The 19,998-nt window shown below is 63.6% G+C and carries 19 protein-coding genes; 14 read left to right on the forward strand and 5 right to left on the reverse strand.

The window, feature by feature from the left end; all coding sequences use genetic code 11:
* Positions 1-44: 44 nt before the first annotated feature.
* Genes asd through ACTORR_RS16815 form a run of 3 tightly spaced genes read right to left on the reverse strand, consistent with a single transcriptional unit; the run spans position 45 to position 3,312 of the window.
* Positions 45-908 carry an archaetidylserine decarboxylase gene (asd, locus tag ACTORR_RS16805; protein ID WP_054887877.1) on the reverse strand — a complete coding sequence of 288 codons (864 nt, stop codon included), beginning with the start codon at positions 906-908 and terminating at the stop codon, positions 45-47.
* Complete coding sequence (locus tag ACTORR_RS16810) at positions 905-1,732, reverse strand: rhodanese-like domain-containing protein (protein WP_099814347.1); 828 nt, start codon at positions 1,730-1,732, stop codon at positions 905-907. Before ACTORR_RS16810 ends, asd begins: the two co-directional genes overlap by 4 nt.
* 44 nt (positions 1,733-1,776) lie before the next feature.
* Positions 1,777-3,312, reverse strand: coding sequence for an HDOD domain-containing protein (locus ACTORR_RS16815; RefSeq protein ID WP_054887875.1), 1,536 nt, complete (start codon positions 3,310-3,312; stop codon positions 1,777-1,779).
* 130 nt (positions 3,313-3,442) lie between these two features.
* Here ACTORR_RS16815 and motA point away from each other — a divergent pair, with 130 nt between their 5' ends.
* Positions 3,443-4,294: a flagellar motor stator protein MotA gene (motA, locus tag ACTORR_RS16820; protein WP_054887874.1), complete on the forward strand. Its 852-nt coding sequence runs from the start codon at positions 3,443-3,445 to the stop codon at positions 4,292-4,294.
* Between the two features lie 3 nt (positions 4,295-4,297).
* On the forward strand, positions 4,298-5,332 hold the full coding sequence (gene motB / locus ACTORR_RS16825; RefSeq protein ID WP_441343729.1) for a flagellar motor protein MotB: 1,035 nt from the start codon (positions 4,298-4,300) through the stop codon (positions 5,330-5,332).
* A 40-nt stretch (positions 5,333-5,372) separates the two neighbouring features.
* Here the strand turns inward: motB and rsgA are convergent, their stop codons facing one another.
* Positions 5,373-6,404, reverse strand: a complete 1,032-nt coding sequence (gene rsgA / locus ACTORR_RS16830; protein ID WP_313364636.1) for a small ribosomal subunit biogenesis GTPase RsgA — start codon at positions 6,402-6,404, stop codon at positions 5,373-5,375.
* A gap of 141 nt (positions 6,405-6,545) precedes the next feature.
* On the opposite strand from rsgA, the gene orn reads away from it, so the two are divergent.
* A complete protein-coding gene (gene orn, locus ACTORR_RS16835; RefSeq protein WP_054887871.1) occupies positions 6,546-7,088 on the forward strand; it encodes an oligoribonuclease in 543 nt (180 codons plus the stop codon).
* A 91-nt stretch (positions 7,089-7,179) separates the two neighbouring features.
* Positions 7,180-7,791, forward strand: a complete 612-nt coding sequence (locus ACTORR_RS16840; protein ID WP_054887870.1) for a trimeric intracellular cation channel family protein — start codon at positions 7,180-7,182, stop codon at positions 7,789-7,791.
* A gap of 108 nt (positions 7,792-7,899) precedes the next feature.
* On the opposite strand, the gene queG is transcribed toward ACTORR_RS16840, so the two are convergent.
* The gene (queG, locus tag ACTORR_RS16845; protein ID WP_099814348.1) at positions 7,900-8,964 is read right to left on the reverse strand and encodes a tRNA epoxyqueuosine(34) reductase QueG; all 1,065 of its coding nucleotides are present in this window, start codon (positions 8,962-8,964) and stop codon (positions 7,900-7,902) included.
* 64 nt (positions 8,965-9,028) lie between these two features.
* On the opposite strand from queG, the gene ACTORR_RS16850 reads away from it, so the two are divergent.
* The 10 genes from ACTORR_RS16850 (at position 9,029) to ACTORR_RS16895 (ending at position 19,951) form a co-directional block, all read left to right on the forward strand.
* Positions 9,029-9,889, forward strand: a complete 861-nt coding sequence (locus ACTORR_RS16850) for an NAD(P)H-hydrate dehydratase (RefSeq protein WP_054887868.1) — start codon at positions 9,029-9,031, stop codon at positions 9,887-9,889.
* Entirely contained in the window at positions 9,877-10,350 is a 474-nt protein-coding gene (gene tsaE, locus ACTORR_RS16855; protein WP_054887867.1) for a tRNA (adenosine(37)-N6)-threonylcarbamoyltransferase complex ATPase subunit type 1 TsaE, read from the forward strand. Before ACTORR_RS16850 ends, tsaE begins: the two co-directional genes overlap by 13 nt.
* A gap of 11 nt (positions 10,351-10,361) precedes the next feature.
* Entirely contained in the window at positions 10,362-11,792 is a 1,431-nt protein-coding gene (locus ACTORR_RS16860) for an N-acetylmuramoyl-L-alanine amidase (RefSeq protein ID WP_054887866.1), read from the forward strand.
* Positions 11,789-13,678 carry a DNA mismatch repair endonuclease MutL gene (gene mutL / locus ACTORR_RS16865; protein WP_313364635.1) on the forward strand — a complete coding sequence of 630 codons (1,890 nt, stop codon included), beginning with the start codon at positions 11,789-11,791 and terminating at the stop codon, positions 13,676-13,678. The genes ACTORR_RS16860 and mutL overlap by 4 nt, the downstream gene beginning before the upstream one ends.
* A gap of 1 nt (position 13,679) precedes the next feature.
* Positions 13,680-14,651 (forward strand): tRNA (adenosine(37)-N6)-dimethylallyltransferase MiaA, encoded by a 972-nt coding sequence (gene miaA / locus ACTORR_RS16870; RefSeq protein ID WP_313364634.1) that lies wholly within the window; start codon positions 13,680-13,682, stop codon positions 14,649-14,651.
* Positions 14,652-14,743: 92 nt separating this feature from the next.
* On the forward strand, positions 14,744-15,004 hold the full coding sequence (gene hfq / locus ACTORR_RS16875) for an RNA chaperone Hfq (RefSeq protein WP_027920748.1): 261 nt from the start codon (positions 14,744-14,746) through the stop codon (positions 15,002-15,004).
* Between the two features lie 12 nt (positions 15,005-15,016).
* Positions 15,017-16,318 carry a ribosome rescue GTPase HflX gene (gene hflX / locus ACTORR_RS16880; RefSeq protein ID WP_054887863.1) on the forward strand — a complete coding sequence of 434 codons (1,302 nt, stop codon included), beginning with the start codon at positions 15,017-15,019 and terminating at the stop codon, positions 16,316-16,318.
* 96 nt (positions 16,319-16,414) lie between these two features.
* On the forward strand, positions 16,415-17,593 hold the full coding sequence (gene hflK / locus ACTORR_RS16885; RefSeq protein WP_054887862.1) for an FtsH protease activity modulator HflK: 1,179 nt from the start codon (positions 16,415-16,417) through the stop codon (positions 17,591-17,593).
* A complete protein-coding gene (hflC, locus tag ACTORR_RS16890; protein ID WP_054887861.1) occupies positions 17,593-18,462 on the forward strand; it encodes a protease modulator HflC in 870 nt (289 codons plus the stop codon). The genes hflK and hflC overlap by 1 nt, the downstream gene beginning before the upstream one ends.
* A 301-nt stretch (positions 18,463-18,763) precedes the next feature.
* Positions 18,764-19,951 (forward strand): ATP phosphoribosyltransferase regulatory subunit, encoded by a 1,188-nt coding sequence (locus tag ACTORR_RS16895; protein WP_054887860.1) that lies wholly within the window; start codon positions 18,764-18,766, stop codon positions 19,949-19,951.
* Positions 19,952-19,998: the final 47 nt, after the last annotated feature.

Below are 19,998 nucleotides of genomic sequence, written 5' to 3' on the forward strand. Positions count from 1 at the left end.
AAGGCCCTGCATGTGCATGCAGGGCCTTTTTTTTGTTTTCAGGGTCAAGCCTGGGCAGGACTCGCCAGCAGCTCACCCATGCGCACTGCAGAGCCTGCGCCCAAGGTCTCGGCCCACTTCACTTGCTCAGGCCCGAACAGCACGATGGCGGTCGAACCCAGTTTGAAACGGCCCAGTTCGGCGCCTTTTTCCAGGTGGATCGGTGCACGGCTGCCTTCGTCGTAACGGAAGGTCTTGAGTTCGCGCTTCGGCGGGGTGACCAGGCCAGCCCACACGGTTTCGATCGAAGCGACGATCATGGCACCCACCAGCACCACCGCCATCGGGCCGCGCTCGGTATCGAACAGGCACACCACACGCTCGTTGCGGGCGAACAGCTCAGGAACGTTTTCGGCAGTGGTCTGGTTGACCGAGAACAGGCGGCCTGGCACGTAGACCATTTCGCGAAGGGTGCCGGCCAGCGGCATGTGCACGCGGTGGTAGTCCTTCGGCGACAGGTAGATGGTGGCGAACTCGCCGCCCATGAACGGCGCGGCCAGGGCCGGGTCACCGCCAAGCAACTCGAGCGCGCTGAAGCTGTGGCCCTTGGCCTGGAAGATACGCCCGTGTTCGATCGGGCCCAGTTGGCTGACCGCACCATCGGCCGGGCAGAGGATGGCGCCCGGGGTTTCGTCGAGCGGGCGTGCACCGGGTTTCAGGGCGCGAGTGAAGAAGGCGTTGAAGTGCTCGTAGGCGGTGAGGTCTTCGACCAGTGCTTCACTCATGTTCACCTGGTAACGCTTGGCGAACCAGGCGGTGAAGGCGTTCTTGAACCAGCGCGCACGGCACTCGGCGACGCAGCCAGCCAGGCGCGACAGCAGATGGTGCGGCAGCAGGTACTGGCTGAGGATGAACAGACGGGATTTCATTGGGTTGATGGTCCTTGAACTTCGACAGGCGTGTCCGGGTGGTTGCCCCATTCGCTCCACGAGCCGGCATAGGCCTTGATGCGTGGGTAGCCGAGGGACTTGGCCACCAGGTAGGTGAAACCGGAGCGGCGGTGGGTCTGGCAGTGGGTGATGACTTCCTTGTCCGGCGTGATGCCCAATTGTTGCAGGACTTCAGCGATGTCCTTGCGGATGCGCAGATGGTCGTTGAGGTCCATGCCGGCCGTCCACTCGAAATTGACGGCACCGGGAATGTGCCCGGCCTTGGCAGCCAGGACTTTTTCGCCGTTGAATTCCTGTGGGCCGCGGGCATCCCAGATCACAAGGTCTTTTTCGCCCAGGCGGCTTTGCAGGTACTCACGGGTGGCAGTCGGTTCGCTATGCAGTTGCAGATGCACGGGGGCATTGCCCGGCGTTGGCACGTCGGTGGAGAGCCTGTCCGCCGGCCAGGCCTGGATGCCGCCATTGAGATAGTGGTAGCGCGAATGGCCGATCACATCGAGCAGCCAGATGAAGCGCCCGGCCCAGCCGCCACCTTCGTCGTCGTATACCACGTAGACGGCATCGTCACGGTGGCCCAGTTCGCTGAACAGCTTTTCCAGATCGCCCAGGGCCGGCAGCAAGCCGGGCGCCGGCGGCTGGCCGAGCTGGGTGCGCTTGCCTTCGACGAAGCGGGCGCCAGGGATATGGCCGCTGACATAGCGGTTGGCGCTGCTCAGGTCGACCAGGATCAACTGGGGTGAACCCAGGCGCGGCAGCAGGTCTGCGGCTTCGATCACCAAAGGCAGGCCGGAAAAGTCAGTCATCCACGGTCTCCAGTGTGGAAAGAGGGGCGATTGTAGCGCAAGGCTCAGGCGCCGCGGTTGGCAAACACCGCCAAGGCATGCTCGATACATTGCGAAGTCTTGCCGAAGGCTTGCACGCTGACATCGGCCAGCGGCTTGCCGCCCTGGTCGGCCACGGCCAGCATCAGTACTTGGCCGCTGACTGCCAGTGATCGCAGCAGCAGGTGCTCACTGCGGAACAGTGCCTGCAACGGTGCCGGTAGCAGTGCCGATAACTTGGCGTGATTGTCGGGCGTCAGGCGCAACTGGCCGGCTTTGCTCATGAGCTTTTGCAACAGTTTGTTTTGCGCCAAGGGCAAGTCCATGGCGGCGGCCTCCTGGGGCAGGCCGGCGGTCTGCTGCACGCGCAGGTGGTCGCTGGCACGGTCCAGCGTCAGTAGCATGATGCGCTGCATGCCGCAGGCGAGCATGGCTTCGCGCGCCTGGGTAGCCAGGTGCACGGCGTTGGTGAACGGGCTGGGTTGCGCCAACAACGCCTGGCACAACTTGCGCCAGCGGCCGAGGTCGTCGCTGGAGGGTGGTGGTGGCGTGAGCATGTCCGGGTGCGGGCGACGCTGCTGCCAAGGCCAGATCAGCGCTTCGGCCGGATGGAACAGTGCATGCCTGGCGTGACGCCGGGCGCTGGCGGCGGCTTGTTGGTGCACCTGCTGCTGCACGTCTTCCAGTGAGGTTTGCAGGTAGAGCGCGGTCAGCAGTTGCCAGCGCAACAAATGAGGGTTGTCCCAGCCGACCTGGGCTGCCAGCGCCAGGTTGTTGGCCAGCAGTACGGTGTTGGCCGGTTCGTTGAACCAGCGGCGCAATCCGGGCGCCTCGTCCAGGCGATGCTGCTGGTTGAGCAGGTCGTCTTCGCGGGCGATGCTCAGTACCGAGGCCAACTGCTCGCGTTCTTCGAGCAGCAGGCGATAGCCTTGGGTCACCCATTTGGGCAGGCGCCAGTGTTCGGCCATTGCCTGGCACAGGGCGAAGATACGCACGCCGAACAGTTCCTGCTCCACGTCGGCTGCGGTTTCGCCCTTGTGGATGACCCGCAGCTCCCAGGCGTCAAGCAGCTTGGGGTAGGCCAGGGCCAGTGGCCACAGAGGGGCGAGGAACAGCAGGCTGCCCCAGTGGATTTCCTGCCACAGGCGCGCCAGGCGGCTGGCGAAAAGGCCGCTGGCCTGTTGTGCGGCATGCTGGCTGATCAACAGGAATTGGCGCAGCACCGGCGGGATGTCGTCTTCCGGTACGGCAGGCAGGCGCATCAGCAGTTCCCTGCTACGTGCCAGGCCCAGGCGGTTCAGGGCAATTTCCAGGCTTTCAGCCGGTTCGGCCTGGCTGGCGTTGGCGGGGTGGTTGGCCTCGCGCATCACCGACAGCACCAGGGCGGGACTGTCCTGCATCAGTTCGGCGATGTCGCGCAACGAGCGGCGACTGTCGTTGATCGCGGCCATTACCCGGTCGTAACTCTGCTTGGGTACCGGCACGCGAACACCATCGAGCAGCTTGACCCAGGCCTCTAGGGTACGCGGATTCTGAGTGGGCACCTTGGATTCCATTGGCATTTTGACATCAGTCCGAACTGGCTTTTCGCTTTGAGTGGCTATAGTCTGGCGCAGTTCTGCCGATAAGTAGAAGAAGAGTTTTAAAGCTCCCGTCCCTCTCCCTGACCACGACAGCAAGTGCTTTGATCCTATGGCTAAAATTATCGGCATCATCGTCGTATTCGCGAGCGTGCTCGGCGGATATGTACTCTCCCACGGCAAGATCGCGGCGCTGATCCAGCCGTTCGAAGTGCTGATCATTGGCGGTGCAGCCTTTGGCGCCTTCATGCAGGCCAACCCGGGTTACATGACCATGCATGTAATCAAGAAGTCGATGAAGATGTTCGGCTCTCGCTTCACCCATACGTTCTACCTGGAAGTGCTGGGCCTGGTGTACGAAATCCTCAACAAGAGCCGCCGCGAAGGCATGATGGCGATCGAGAGCGATATCGAAGACGCCGCCGCCAGCCCGATCTTTGCCAAGTACCCGGCAGTACTGGGCGATGAGCGCATGACCGCGTTCATCTGCGACTACCTGCGCATCATGTCCACCGGCAACATGGCGCCCCATGAGCTCGAAGGCCTGTTCGACATGGAGCTGCTGAGCATGAAGGAAGAGCTCGAGCACCCGTCTCACGCCGTCAGCGGCATCGCCGATGGCATGCCCGGCTTCGGTATCGTCGCGGCGGTATTGGGTATCGTGGTGACCATGGCATCGCTGGGTGATGGTGACCAGAAGTCGATCGGCCTGCACGTGGGTGCGGCGCTGGTCGGTACCTTCTTCGGTATTCTCGCCGCCTATGGTTTCTTCGGCCCGCTGGCCAAGTGCCTTGAGCACGATGCCAAGGAAGAGCTCAATCTCTATGAGTCGATCAAGGCCTCGCTGGTGGCCTCGGCTTCCGGCATGCCACCTTCGCTGGCCGTCGAGTTCGGGCGCAAGGTGCTGTATCCGAAGCATCGCCCAAGCTTCGCCGAGCTGGAACAAGCGGTTCGCGGTCGCTGAGTCATGGAGAACAATCAGCCGATAATCATCAAGCGCGTCAAGCGCTTCGGTGGCGGGCACCATGGCGGTGCCTGGAAGATCGCCTTCGCCGACTTTGCCACGGCGATGATGGCGTTCTTCCTGGTGCTGTGGCTGTTATCCACGGCTACGCCTGAACAAAAGATCGCCATTGCCGGCTACTTCAAGGACCCGATCGGTTTTTCCGAAAGTGGTACGCCTTACGTCATCGACCTGGGCGGCTCGCCGCAGATGGCGCCGGAAAAGACCATCAACCCGGAAATGAAGTCCGAACCTACGCCTGATACCAGCATCCAGCTGGATAAGGACCAGGTCGAGACCATGGCCGAACAGGTCGAGCGCGAGCGCCTCGAACTGCTGTTGCAGGAACTGCAGAACAAGGTTGAGGAAAACCCGCAGCTGCAGAAGTTCAAGGACCAGATCCTGTTCGAGATCACCCAGGACGGCCTGCGCATCCAGATCATGGACGCTGAGAACCGGCCGATGTTCGACATCGGCAGTGCGCACCTGCAGCCGTATTTCGAGGACATCCTGCTGGCCATGGCCGACACCATCAAGGCGGTGCCGAACAAGATCAGTATCAGCGGGCACACCGATGCCAAGCCGTACTCCGGCACCGGCGATTTCGGTAACTGGGAGCTGTCGGCCAACCGCGCCAACGCCGCCCGTCGAGCCCTGGTTGCCGGTGGCTACCCGGACGGCCAGGTGGCGCGGGTGGTGGGGTATGCCTCGTCATCGCTGTTCGACCGCAAGAATCCGTTCAACCCGGTCAACCGCCGTATCGACATCATCGTCCTGACCAAGAAGGCGCAGCGCAGCATCGAGGGTGAGCAGGGCGCGCCCGAGGCGCCAGCGCAACCAGCTTCGCCTGCAGGTGCGGCGCCCGGGGCAGCAGCCCCGACAGCCCCGACGACAGGTGATGCTGCTGCCCAGGCGCCGATGCAACCGCGTGAGCTGCGCCAGAAGCTGAATATCTTCGAGGATGGAACCTTGAAGATGGATGAGCAAAAGGACCAGTAGCACTGGGGGCACACAGTGCCCTCAGGTTCCTCCTTGCAAATCAGAAGCTGTCTTCTGGCAGGCTGGCGATGATCGAGCGGTAGCTGTTCATCCGCTGCGGCTTGATACGGCCTTCTTCGAGTGCCTTGAGCAGTGCGCACCCGGGCTCGCGATCATGCTTGCAGTCGCGGAAGCGACAGGTACCGAACAGGTCGCGAAACTCGATGAAGCCATCTTCCACGTCGTCGCGGCTGACATGACCGAGGCCGAATTCGCGGATGCCCGGCGAGTCGATCAGGTCGCCGCCGTTAGGGAAGTGATACAGGCGTGCCGTGGTGGTGGTGTGCTGGCCCTGGCCAGACCATTCGGACAGCTCGCCCACGCGGGTGCCGGCATTCGGCAGCAGGCTATTGACCAGCGACGACTTGCCCACGCCCGACTGGCCGACGAACACACTGATGTGCCCGTCGAGCATCTGCTGCAGGCGTTGCATGCCGTCGCCGTGGTGTGCGGAGACCTCAAGTAGCGGATAGCCCAGTTCGCGGTATACCTCTAGCAGCGCATGCAGGCCAGGGCCGTTCTGGTCGTCGATCAGGTCGGCCTTGTTCAGCAGCAGCAGCGGGCGGATGCCGGCGTGCTCGGCGGCCACCAGGTAACGGTCGATCAGGTTCGGGTGTGGCTCCGGCGCCGGGGCGAAGACGATCACGATCAGGTCGACGTTGGCCGCGACCGGCTTGAGCTGGCCGTGGTTGTTCGGACGGCACAGTTCTGTGCTGCGCGGCATCTGCGCGACGATCACGCCGATGCCCTGGTTGCCGGCGCGCCAGACTACGCGGTCGCCAGTGACCAGTGCCGGCAGGTTGGCCCGCAGGTGGCAGCGAAATACCTGGCCGGCAGCTTCGCCGTCCTGGGCTTCTACCTCGACCTGCACACCGAAGTGAGCGATCACCAGGCCGAGTTGTTCCGGCCCCAGATCCCCGCCCTCCAGCTCTTGCAGCACGTGCTGCTCGCGTTTGGCGGCGCGAGCGGCGCGTTCGTTCTGGATTTTTTCGATACGCCAGTTCTGGCGACGATTGAGCTGGCGTTTGGCCATGGACCTTCCAAAGGTGGGGCAAGTTGAAAACGGCAGGCAGTTTAGCACGCCCGCTCGCAGACCATTCTGGTTACCTTTGCGCCGCGCATGCGCAGGCCGGCGTCGCTAGGCTAATATGACGGCCTATACGAGGAGCCCTTCATGCAGAACCCACAGAACCTGATCTGGATCGATCTGGAAATGACCGGCCTGGATCCGGACCACGACGTCATCATCGAGATGGCCACCATCGTCACCGACAGCGAGCTGAACACCCTGGCCGAAGGCCCGGTGATCGCCATCCACCACAGTGATGAAGTGCTGGCGCGCATGGACGAGTGGAACACCCGCACCCACGGTGCCTCGGGCCTGACCCAGCGCGTGCGTGACAGCAAGATCAGCATGGCCGAAGCCGAAGCGCAGACCATCGCCTTCCTCGAACAATGGGTGCCCAAAGGCAAGTCGCCAATCTGCGGCAACAGCATCTGCCAGGATCGCCGCTTCCTCTATCGGCACATGCGCGGCCTGGAAAACTACTTCCACTATCGCAACCTCGATGTTTCCACCCTGAAGGAGCTGGCCGCGCGCTGGGCGCCGGATGTGCGGGACAGTTTCAAGAAAGGCAGCACCCACCTGGCGCTGGACGATATCCGCGAGTCGATCGCCGAACTGCGTCATTACCGCGAGCATTTCATCAAGGTATGAGCCGAAAGGGCGCAGGCATTGTGCTTGCGCCCTCTTTTGGTGCCTCGGGCAACTGGTTAGACTGCGCGCCTTTTCCGTACGGACCCGCGCCATGTTGTTGATGCTCTACCTGATCGCCATTACCGCCGAAGCCATGACCGGTGCCCTGTCCGCCGGCCGTCGCGGCATGGACTGGTTTGGCGTCGTGCTGATCGCCTGCGTGACTGCCCTGGGTGGCGGCTCGGTGCGCGACGTGCTGCTGGGGCATTACCCGCTGACCTGGGTGAAGCACCCGGAATACCTGGTGCTGACCAGCTTCGCCGCGCTGCTGACGATTTTCATCGCGCCGATGATGCGCCGTTTGCGTTCGCTGTTTCTGGTGCTGGATGCCCTGGGCCTGGTGGCCTTCACCCTGATTGGCTGCATGACCGCGCTGGAGATGGGGCAGGGCATGCTGGTGGCATCGATCAGCGGGGTGATCACCGGGGTGTTTGGCGGGATCCTGCGGGACATCTTCTGCAACGACATTCCTCTGGTGTTCCGTCGCGAGCTTTACGCCAGCGTGTCGTTCGCGGCGGCATGGTTCTACCTGGGTTGCGTTTACTTCAAGCTACCGGCGGAGCAGGCGATGCTGCTGACCTTGTTCGGTGGCTTCCTGGTGCGTTTGCTGGCGATCCGTTTCCACTGGGAAATGCCCAAGTTTCACTACAACGACCAGCAATAATCCCTGTATCCAGGCGCTCCGCATTCTCTGTGGGAGCGGGCTTGCCCGCGAACACCGGCAGAGCCGGTGCCATGCACCGCGCCGTCTTCTTCGCGGGCAAGCCCGCTCCTACAGGGCGCCGTGCTGCGTCAGCGCCCATTCCACATGCTCGCGCACCAGTTCAGAATCATCCTCCCGCCGCGCCTTCAACGCCTCGATCACCGGAATCGTCGAAGGCGCATTACCCAGCCCCACCGCCAGGTTGCGCAAGAACCGCTCATACCCCGCCCGCCGCAACGGCCCGCCTTCGGTCTTGCGCAGGAAGGTGCGCTCGTCCCAGAGGAACATCTCGGCCAGCTCGGCATTCTCCAACCCATGCCGCGGCTGGAAGTCTTGCTCCTGACTGTAGTTGGCAAAGCGATTCCACGGGCAGACGATCTGGCAGTCATCGCAGCCAAACACGCGATTGCCCATCATCGAGCGCAGCTCTACCGGAATGGGCCCGCGCAACTCGATGGTCAGGTAGGAGATGCAGCGCCGCGCATCCAGCACGTAGGGCCCGACGAAAGCCTGGGTCGGGCAGACGTCCAGGCATGCCTGGCAGCGCCCGCAGTGTTCACTGGCATGCGCTTCGTCCACCGGCAGCGGCAGGTCGACGAACAGTTCGGCCAGGAAGAAGTAGCTGCCGGCCTTGCGGTTGAGCAGCAACGTGTTCTTGCCGATCCAGCCCAGCCCGGCCTGCTCGGCGAGGGCCTTCTCCAGCACCGGGGCGCTGTCGACGAAGGCGCGGTAGCCGAACGGGCCGATCGCTTCCTGGATGCGGTCTGCCAGAAACTGCACGCGCTTGCGCACCAGCTTGTGGTAGTCGCGGCCCAGGGCGTAGCGCGACACGTAGGCCTTTTCCGGCTGGGCCAGGCGTTGTGCCATTTGCGTGTCGCCCGGCAGGTAGTCCATGCGTAGCGAGACCACGCGTACCGTGCCTGGAATCAGCTGGTCAGGGTGTGCGCGCTTGCTGCCATGGGCGCCGAGGTACTCCATCTCACCCTGGTAGCCCGCGTCGAGCCAGCGTTGCAGGTGCTGTTCGTGTTCGCCAAGGTCGACCCCGGCGATACCAACGTGGGCAAAACCCAGCTCTTGGCCCCAGATCTTGATGGATTGGGCCAGTTGGGCGAGGTCAGGAGTACAGGCGGACATGGATAGGCAGGCAATACGGGCTCAGGTGCGTATAATTCTGCCAGACATTGGAGCCTTTGACCCCATGCCGCAGACCAAACACCCCAGCAACGCCCCGCAACTGCTCAGCAGCGTGACTGTCGCCCGCCTGCCGGCGCGTCATGCGCACGCGCACAAAGGCGACTTCGGCCATGTGCTGGTCGTTGGTGGCGACCTGGGCACCGGCGGTGCCGTGCTGCTCAGTGCCGAGGCCGCGCTGCGCTGCGGTGCCGGGCTGGTCAGTGTGGCGACACGCCCGGAGCACGTCGTGGCCGGGCTGGCGCGCATGCCGGAAAGCATGTGCCTGGGGGTCGAGTCGGCCAATCAGTTGATCGGTGTGCTGGAGCGTGCTTCGGTGCTGGTGGTGGGCCCCGGCCTGGGCCAGGCCGCCTGGGGCCGCAGCCTGCTGTCTGCGGTGGCCAATGCCGAGCGGCCGCAGGTGTGGGATGCCGACGCGCTGAACCTGCTGGCACGCACACCACTGGCGCTGCCCAGCGGCAGCATCCTTACCCCGCACCCGGGCGAGGCGGCGCGGCTGCTAGGCATATCCACCGAGGCAGTGCAGGCTGATCGCCCAGGTGCGGCGCGCAAGCTGGCGCGGCGCTATGCCAGTGTCTGCGTGCTCAAGGGCGCCGGCACCCTGGTGGCGGACCCGACCGGCCAGTTGGCGCTGTGCGAGCGGGGGCATCCGGCGATGGCCGGTGCCGGGCTGGGGGACGTGCTCACCGGCGTGCTGGCGGCGTTGCTGGCCCAAGGGCTGGACGCCTGGAGCGCGGCGGGCCTGGGCGTATGGCTGCACGCCTGTGCAGGGGAGCGCCTGGGCGTCAAAGGTAGAGGCCTGGCAGCCAGTGATCTGGCGCCGGTCATTCGTGAGTTGTTGGAGGAGCATTCTGCGTGTCTGGCTTAACCCTGTTGCTGGCCGATGAAGCGGCCACGGTCGCGTTCGGCGCAAAACTGGCCGAGGTGACCGGCGGTCGCGGCGTGATTTTTCTGGAAGGCGACCTGGGGGCGGGCAAGACCACCCTCTCGCGTGGCCTGATTCGTGGGCTGGGCCATACTGGTGCAGTGAAAAGTCCTACGTTCACCGTGGTAGAACCCTACGAAATCGGTGAGGTGCGCGCCTTCCATTTCGACCTGTATCGCCTGGTCGATCCGGAAGAGCTGGAGTTCATGGGGATTCGTGACTATTTCGAAGGTGACCCACTGTGCCTGTTCGAATGGCCACAAAAGGGTGCGGGCGTTTTGCCAAAGCCCGACCTGACCATTACCATAAGCCCCCAAGCGAGCGGCCGCTCGCTTGACCTTACGCCGCAGGGGGCTCGCGGCGAGGCCTGGTGCACCGCACTGGCCGAACACTATAAACAGTAAGTGGGGTAGGTATGCGCATACGCGCACTGGTCGCTGTCGTTGGATTGCTGCTGACAGCGGTGACCGTTGACGCTCTGGCCGTCACTCAAGTCAAGAGCGTGCGCCTGTGGCGCGCGCCGGACAACACGCGGTTGGTCTTCGATCTGTCCGGCCCCGTGCAGCATAGCGTCTTCACCCTCAGCGCACCCGACCGCCTGGTGATCGACATCAATGGCGCGACGTTGGCCGCGCCGCTGAACGTGTCGACCGCAAACACCCCGATCAGCAGCGTGCGCTCGGCCCAACGTACCCCTACCGACCTGCGTGTGGTGGTCGACCTGAAAAAGTCGGTCACGCCCAAGAGCTTTACCCTGGCGCCCAATGCCCAGTACGGCAACCGCCTGGTGGTCGACCTGTATGACCAGGAAGCCGACGCCATAGCCGCCACTGCACCGACCCCGCCGCCCACGCCGGTACAGACTCCGGCAACCACGCCTGCAGTACCGGTGAGCCCGGCTCAGCCGGCAATAAAGCTGCCGCCGGTGCCGAGTGGCAAGCGTGACATCGTGGTCGCCATCGATGCCGGTCACGGCGGCGAAGACCCGGGTGCATCCGGCTCGCGTGGCCAGCACGAAAAAGACATCGTGCTGCAGATCGCCAAGGAACTGCAGCGCCAGATCAACACCGAAAAGGGCTACCGCGCCGAGCTGACGCGCACCGGTGATTACTTCATCCCGCTGCGCAAACGTACCGAGATCGCCCGCAAGAAGGGTGCCGACCTGTTCATCTCGATCCACGCTGACGCCGCACCGTCGCGCGCCGCCTTTGGTGCCTCGGTGTTCGCCCTGTCCGACCGTGGTGCAACGTCCGAGACCGCGCGCTGGCTGGCCGACACGGAAAACCGTTCCGACCTGATCGGGGGCGCTGGCAACGTCAGCCTCGACGACAAGGACCGTATGCTGGCGGGCGTACTGCTTGACCTGTCGATGACGGCCACGTTGAGTTCCAGCCTGAACGTCGGGCAAAAGGTGCTCGGCAACATGGGGCGTGTCACCTCGCTGCACAAGCAACGGGTGGAACAGGCAGGCTTCATGGTGTTGAAGTCGCCGGACATCCCATCGATCCTGGTTGAAACCGGGTTCATCTCGAACAACAACGAGGCGGCCAAGCTGGCCACCGCCAGCCATCAGCAGGCCTTGGCGCGCTCGATTCATACCGGCGTGCGCCAGTACTTCCAGCAGAACCCGCCGCCAGGCACCTATATCGCCTGGCTGCGTGATAGCGGCAAGATTGCCCAGGGGCCGCGTGAGCACACCGTCCGCCCCGGCGAAACCCTGGCGATGCTCGCCGTGCGCTATCAGGTCAGCGTGACCAGCCTGCGCAGCGCCAACAGCCTCAAGACCGATGAGCTGAAGGTCGGCCAGCACCTCGATATTCCCGCTACCACGCTGGCTGCGCAATGAGTGGCGGTTCGCGCATCCAGCTGCTCAGCCCGCGGCTGGCTAACCAGATTGCTGCGGGTGAGGTGGTCGAGCGGCCGGCATCGGTGGCCAAGGAACTGTTGGAAAACAGCCTGGACTCCGGTGCCCGGCGCATCGACGTGGAGGTCGAGCAGGGCGGTGTGAAACTGCTCCGGGTGCGTGACGATGGCAGTGGCATTTCCGCCGATGACCTGCCGCTGGCCCTGGCCCGTCACGCCACCAGCAAGATTCGTGAACTGGAAGACCTCGAAGGCGTATTGAGCCTGGGCTTCCGGGGTGAGGCGCTGGCATCGATCAGCTCGGTGGCGCGCCTGACCCTCACGTCGCGCACCGCCAGCGCAAGTGAGGCCTGGCAGGTCGAGACCGAAGGCCGCGACATGACCCCGCGCGTGCAACCCGCCGCACATCCGGTCGGCACTTCGGTGGAAGTACGCGACCTGTTCTTCAATACCCCGGCCCGGCGCAAGTTCCTCAAGGCCGAAAAGACCGAATTCGATCACCTGCAGGAAGTCATCCGCCGCCTGGCCCTGGCCCGCTTCGATGTCGGCTTCCATCTGCGCCACAACGGCAAGAGCATCCTCAGCCTGCATGAGGCGCATGACGAAGCTGCCCGGGCAAGGCGGGTGGGCGCGATTTGCGGCCCGGCTTTCATGGAGCAGGCGCTGCCCATCGACGTCGAGCGCAATGGCCTGAGACTGTGGGGCTGGGTCGGCCTGCCGACCTTCTCGCGCAGCCAGGCCGACTTGCAGTATTTCTTCGTCAATGGCCGTGCGGTGCGCGACAAACTGGTCGCCCATGCCGTGCGCCAGGCCTATCGCGATGTACTGTTCAACGGCCGGCACCCGACGTTCGTGCTGTTCCTTGAGCTCGAGCCGAACGGCGTCGACGTCAACGTGCACCCGACCAAGCACGAGGTGCGCTTCCGTGAAGGCCGCTCGGTGCATGACTTCCTCTATGGCACGCTGCACCGTGCCCTGGCTGACGTGCGCCCTGAAGATCAGCTGGCCGCGCCTGCTGCCGTGCCTGAAGTGGTTCGCCCGACAGGGCTGCAAGTCGGCGAGTTCGGCCCGCAGGGTGAAATGCGCCTGGCCTCGCCAGTGCTCGAACAGCCGCAGCGTTCCATTTCCAATGGCGGCAGTGGCGCCGGTTACCAGTACCAGTACACCCCGCGCCCGGCGCAGCCGCTGCCGGTCGCCGAGTCCCAAGCGGTCTACCGCGAGTTCTACAAGCCACTGAACGAGGGCACTTCAGCCCCTTCGGCACTGCCGGAAAGCCAGGGTGACATCCCGCCGCTGGGCTATGCCCTGGCGCAACTAAAGGGTATCTACATCCTTGCCGAGAACGCCGTTGGCCTGGTACTGGTGGACATGCACGCTGCCCACGAGCGCATCATGTACGAGCGGCTCAAGGTGGCCATGGCCAGCGAAGGCCTCAGCGGCCAACCATTGCTGGTGCCAGAAACCCTGGCGCTGAGCCAGCGTGAGGCTGATTGTGCCGAGGAACATGGCCAGTGGTTCCAGCGCCTGGGCTTCGAGCTGCAGCGCCTGGGGCCCGAGACGCTGGCGATCCGCCAGATTCCGGCACTGCTCAAGCAGGCCGAGGCCAATCGCCTGGTTCAGGATGTGCTCGCCGACCTGATGGAGTACGGCACCAGCGACCGCATCCAGGCGCACCTCAACGAACTGCTTGGCACCATGGCCTGCCACGGTGCCGTGCGCGCCAACCGGCGCCTGGCCATTCCCGAGATGAACGCCTTGCTGCGCGACATGGAAAACACCGAGCGCAGCGGCCAGTGCAACCACGGCCGTCCGACCTGGACCCAGATGGGCCTGGACGACCTGGACAAACTATTCCTGCGCGGTCGATGACATGAGCGGCAAACCCCCTGCGATATTCCTCATGGGCCCGACGGCGGCCGGCAAGACCGACCTCGCCATCGAGCTGACCAAGGTCCTGCCTTGCGAGCTGATCAGTGTCGATTCGGCGCTGGTCTATCGCGGCCTGGATATTGGTTCGGCCAAACCTTCCAAAGAGATTCTGGCGGCCTACCCGCACCGGCTCATTGATATCCGCGACCCGGCTGAAAGCTACTCGGCCGCGCAGTTTCGCGCTGACGCCCTGGAGGCGATGGCCGATATCACCGCGCGCGGCAAGATTCCGCTGCTGGTCGGCGGCACCATGCTTTATTACAAGGCGCTGATCGAAGGCTTGGCGGACATGCCGGCGGCCGATGCCGCCGTGCGCGCAGAGCTCGAGGCCCAGGCCGAGGCGCTGGGCCTGGCCGAGTTGCACCGGCAATTGGCCGAGGTCGACCCCGAATCGGCGGCGCGCATTCACCCCAACGACCCACAGCGGCTGATCCGGGCGCTCGAGGTCTACCGGGTGAGTGGCGAGAGCATGACTGCCCATCGCCAGCGTCAATTCGCGGAAAGTCGCGCCGCAGACGCAGGCGCTGGCGGGCATTTGCCCTATACTGTCGCGAGTTTGGCGATTGCGCCTGCGGATCGTCACATTTTGCATAAGCGAATTGCGCTACGATTTTCGCAGATGCTGGAACAGGGCTTCGTCGATGAGGTCCGATCGTTGCGAGCCAGAAGTGACTTGCACGCCGGACTGCCGTCTATACGGGCAGTGGGTTATAGACAGGTCTGGGACTACCTCGACGGCAAGCTGACTGAGAATGAGATGCGTGAACGCGGTATCATTGCCACTCGACAGCTGGCCAAGCGGCAGTTCACCTGGTTGCGTGGCTGGCCTGGCGTGCACTGGCTTGACAGCCTGGCCTGCGACAATCTGTCCCGCACCTTGAAATACCTTGGGGCGGTCTCCATATTGAGCTGAGTCCCTGCTGATTGCCGTCTATTCTTGCGAAGGGGCGGCCTGACTTATCAATTTTTCTGATTTTTCTATTTATCCTTACAGGAGTGCGGCATATGTCAAAAGGGCATTCGCTACAAGACCCTTACTTGAACCAACTGAGAAAAGAAAAGGTCCCGGTATCGATCTATCTGGTCAACGGGATCAAGCTGCAGGGCTCGATCGAATCCTTCGACCAGTTCGTGGTGCTGCTGAAGAACACCGTCAGCCAGATGGTCTACAAGCACGCCATCTCGACGGTGGTACCTGCCCGTCCGGTTCGCCTGCCAAGCCCGTCCGATTCCGAACACGGCGACAGCGAGCCAGGCAACGCCTGATAGGAGCCTGCATTGTTCTTTGAGCGCCACGGTGGTGGTGAGCGAGCGTTGCTCGTTCACTTGGAAGGTCAGAACCCTGAGGCGCGCGAAGACCCGCAGGAGTTTCAGGAACTGGCACTGTCGGCCGGAGCCGACATCGTCTCGTTGGCCACGGTAGCCAGGCATCAGCCTACGGCCAAATACCTGATTGGCAGCGGCAAGGTCGAGGAGTTGCGCGACCTGGTCAAAGCCGAACAGGTAGACCTGGTGATTTTCAATCACACCCTCACGCCCAGTCAGGAGCGCAACCTCGAGCGAGTCTTCGAGTGTCGCGTGCTTGACCGAACCGGGCTGATCCTCGATATCTTCGCCCAGCGGGCGCGTACCCATGAAGGCAAGCTGCAGGTCGAACTGGCCCAGCTCGACCACATGAGCACGCGGCTGGTGCGCGGCTGGACTCACCTTGAGCGGCAAAAGGGGGGGATTGGCTTGCGTGGCCCGGGTGAAACCCAGCTGGAAACCGACCGCCGTCTGTTGCGGGTACGTATCCGCCAGATCAAGGGGCGCCTGGAAAAGGTGCGCAGCCAGCGTGAGCAGGCCCGTCGTGGCCGCAAGCGCGCGGATATCCCGTCGGTGTCGCTGGTCGGCTATACCAACGCCGGCAAGTCCACGCTGTTCAATGCCCTGACTGAATCCGAGGTCTACGCGGCGGACCAGTTGTTCGCCACGCTCGATCCGACCCTGCGCCGGCTCGAATTGGCCGACCTGGGGCCGATCGTGCTGGCCGATACCGTGGGTTTCATTCGCCACCTGCCGCACAAGCTGGTCGAGGCATTTCGGGCTACGCTCGAAGAATCGAGCAACTCGGACCTGCTGCTGCATGTGATCGACGCCCATGAGCCAGAGCGCATGGAGCAGATCGAGCAAGTGCTGGCCGTGTTGGGCGAGATTGGTGCCGAAAGCTTGCCGATCCTTGAGGTCTATAACAAACTCGACCTGCTCGAAGATGTCGAGCCACAGATTCAGCGCGATGCCGATGGCAAGCCGCAGCGGGTCTGGGTGTCGGCACGAGATGGACGTGGCCTGGAGCTGGTCGGCCAGGCGATTGCCGAGTTGCTGGGGGATGATCTGTTTGTCGGTACCCTGTGTCTGGAGCAGCGTTTTGCCCGCTTGCGCGCGCAATTCTTTGCCCTGGGTGCCGTGCAGAGTGAAGAGCATGACGAAGAAGGGCGCAGCCTGCTGAGTGTTCGCCTGCCCAGGGTCGAGTTGAATCGCCTGGTCAGTCGCGAAGGCATGGAGCCGCAAGTGTTTGTCGAGCAACACACTTTGCAATAAATGCCCGGTGAGGTCACCGGGCAGCAGTGGCAGGCATTCTGTAGCATTGGACGGCGCGCCGTGGGCGCGTCTTTGCTTTATCAGATGGAGAGCGCTATGGCTTGGAACGAGCCGGGTGGCAACTCGAACAATCAGGATCCCTGGGGCGGCCGTCGCGGTGGCGGCGGTGGTGGCGACAAGAAGGGTCCGCCGGATCTGGACGAGGCCTTCCGCAAGCTGCAGGACAGCCTGAACGGCATGTTCGGCAGTGGCAAGAAACGTGGCGGCGGTGACCGCAATGTCGGCAAGGGGGGCGGCTACGGCCTGCTGGGCATCGGCCTGGCGGTGCTTGCTGCAATCTGGCTGTACAGCGCCGTGTACGTGGTCGATGAGCAGGAGCAGGCCGTGGTGCTGCGCTTCGGCAAGTACTATGAGACGGTCGGTCCCGGCCTGAACATCTACTTCCCGCCAATTGATCGCAAGTACATGGAAAACGTCACGCGCGAGCGTGCCTACACCAAGCAGGGGCAGATGCTCACCGAAGACGAGAACATCGTCGAGGTGCCGCTGACCGTCCAGTACAAGATCAGCAACCTGCAGGACTTCGTGCTCAACGTCGACCAGCCCGAGGTCAGCCTGCAGCATGCGACCGACAGCGCCCTGCGCCACGTGGTGGGTTCCACCTCGATGGACCAGGTGCTGACCGAGGGCCGTGAGCAGATGGCCGTGGATATCCGCGAGCGCCTGCAGCGTTTCCTCGACAACTACCGCACGGGTATCACCGTCACCCAGGTCAACGTACAGAGCGCGGCGGCCCCGCGTGAAGTGCAGGAAGCCTTCGACGACGTGATCCGTGCCCGCGAAGATGAGCAGCGTGCCCGTAACCAGGCCGAGTCCTACGCCAATGGCGTGGTGCCGGAAGCCCGCGGTCAGGCCCAGCGCATCATCGAGGACGCCAACGGTTACCGCGACGAAGTCATCGCCCGCGCCAAGGGTGAGGCTGACCGCTTCAGCAAACTGGTCAGCGAGTACCGCAAGGCACCTGAGGTGACCCGTCAGCGTCTGTACCTGGAGACCATGCAAGAGGTCTACAGCAATTCGAGCAAGGTCCTGGTCACGGCCAAGGATGGGCAGAACAACCTGCTCTACCTGCCGCTGGACAAGATGGTCGAAGGCAGCCGCAACACGGCCGCGCCAGGCGCCAGCGTCAGCCCGTCGGTCAACGATGCGGCCGCGCGTGCGGCGCAGGACCTGCAACAGCAACAGCCGCCACTGCGTACTAGGGAGAGCCGCTGATGAGCAACCGATCGCTGATCGCCCTGATTGCCGCCGTGGTTCTGGCCATTGTGGCCTGGAACAGCTTCTACATCGTGTCCCAGACCGAGCGTGCAGTGCTGCTGCGCTTCGGTAAGGTGGTCCAGGCGGATGTCCAGCCGGGCCTGCATGTGAAGATTCCGTACGTGAACCAGGTACGCAAGTTCGACGCACGCCTGATGACCCTCGACGCCCCGACCCAGCGGTTCCTGACCCTGGAGAAGAAAGCGGTGATGGTCGACGCCTATGCCAAGTGGCGCGTCAAGGATGCCGAGCGCTTCTACACCGCCACTTCCGGCATGAAGCAGATTGCCGACGAGCGTCTGTCGCGTCGTCTGGAAAGCGGCCTGCGTGACCAGTTCGGTAAACGTACCCTGCACGAGGTGGTTTCCGGTGAACGTGACGCGTTGATGGCTGACATCACCGCATCGCTGAACCGCATGGCCAGCAAGGAGTTGGGTATCGAGGTCATCGACGTGCGCGTCAAGGCCATCGACTTGCCGAAGGAAGTCAACCGCAGCGTGTTCGACCGCATGAGTACCGAGCGTGAGCGTGAGGCCCGCGAGCACCGCGCCAAAGGTAACGAGCTGGCCGAAGGTATTCGCGCCGATGCCGACCGTCAGCGCCGTGTACTGCTGGCCGAAGCCTACCGTGAAGCAGAAGAGACCCGCGGTGACGGCGACGCCCAGGCGGCCGCCATCTACGCCAAGGCCTACACCCAGGACGCCGATTTCTATGCGTTCTACCGTAGCCTGCAGGCGTACCGCGAGAGCTTCTCGAGCAAGAGCGACGTGCTGGTCCTGGATGCGAAGAACGAGTTCTTCCGCTTCCTGGACAAGAGCAAGCCGTGACGCTCAGGCCCTGATTTCCATGCAGCGGCACCCCGCCTGGCAGCTAAAACACCAGGCGGGGTGCATCCTGTATGAAAAGGGGTGTATGATGAGGCAGCCGGGAAATTTCCCGGCTTTTTTGCGTCTGCAAGGTTGATTGGCAAAGCGCCAGTTGACGGTTTGGTCAGGTCGCAAGGCAATTTGAGGGTATCGGGTACGGTGGCTGCGCTGGGATCAGTGCTGCCCGCTGCTGTGCGCGATACCGGCTTTACTGACGGCTCGCCAGCTGGCAAGCCGCCCGGACCAGAGGGGAAATGGCGTAATGGCAACGGTAGACCGCTGGCTGCTGCCAGATGGCATCGAGGAAGTACTGCCACCTGAGGCTGCGCGTATCGAGATCGCGCGCCGCCAGGTGTTGGACCTGTTCCAGAGTTGGGGCTACGAGCTGGTCGTCACCCCGCATATCGAGTACCTGGAGTCGCTGCTCACCGGCGCCGGCCAGGACCTGGATCAGCGCACCTTCAAGGTGGTCGACCCGCAGTCCGGTCGCCTGATGGGCTTCCGCGCCGACTTCACCCCGCAGGTCGCGCGCATCGACGCCCATACCCTGCGCCGCGAAGGCCCGAGCCGCCTGTGCTATGCCGGTAGCGTCCTGCACGCCCAGCCACGTGCCTTGTCCACCTCGCGCAGCCCGATTCAGCTGGGTGCAGAGCTGTACGGCGACGCCAGCCCGACCAGCGATGTCGAAGTGATCAGCCTGATGCTCGCCACGCTGCAGCTGACTGACGTTGCCGACGTGCACATGGACCTCGGCCACGTCGGGATCTACCGCGGCCTGGCCCGTGCCGCCGGCCTGTCGGGCGCGGTCGAACAGCAGTTGTTCGATGCCCTGCAGCGCAAATCGGTTGATGAGGTACAGGCGCTGACTGCCGATTTGCCGAAGGACTTGGGCAACATGCTGCGCGCCCTGGTCGAACTGTGCGGTGGTCGAGAAGTGCTGGCTGAAGCGCGAGTGCGCCTGGGTCGTGCCCCGGCCAGCGTATTGGCGGCGCTCGACGACCTGCTGGCGATCGCCGATCGCCTGGCGTCGCGCTTCCCGGAGCTGCCGCTGTACTTCGACCTCGGCGAGCTGCGCGGTTACCACTATCACACGGGCGTGGTGTTCGCCGTGTTCGTTCCGGGCGAAGGCCAGTCCATCGCCCAGGGCGGCCGCTATGACGACATCGGCGCCGACTTTGGCCGGGCACGCCCGGCCACCGGTTTCTCCACGGATTTGAAGACCCTGGTCACACTGGGGCGAGCGGAGGTCGTATTGCCAACTGGCGGCATCTGGATGCCGGACAGTGGCGACGCGGCCCTCTGGCAGCAGGTCTGCCAGTTGCGCAACGAGGGCCAGCGTGTGGTCCAGGCTCTGCCTGGCCAGCCGTTGAGTGCTGCTCTCGAGGCGGATTGTGATCGGCAATTGATTCAGCAAGACGGGCGCTGGCAGGTTCTGCCGCTGGCCCAGTGAGTTTCTGCGTCGGCAGTAGGCCGGCAACCAAGTTTGCGTGAATGAGG

Source organism: Pseudomonas sp. SAR267 (genome assembly GCF_052077595.1).
GTDB lineage: Bacteria > Pseudomonadota > Gammaproteobacteria > Pseudomonadales > Pseudomonadaceae > Aquipseudomonas > Aquipseudomonas vlassakiae.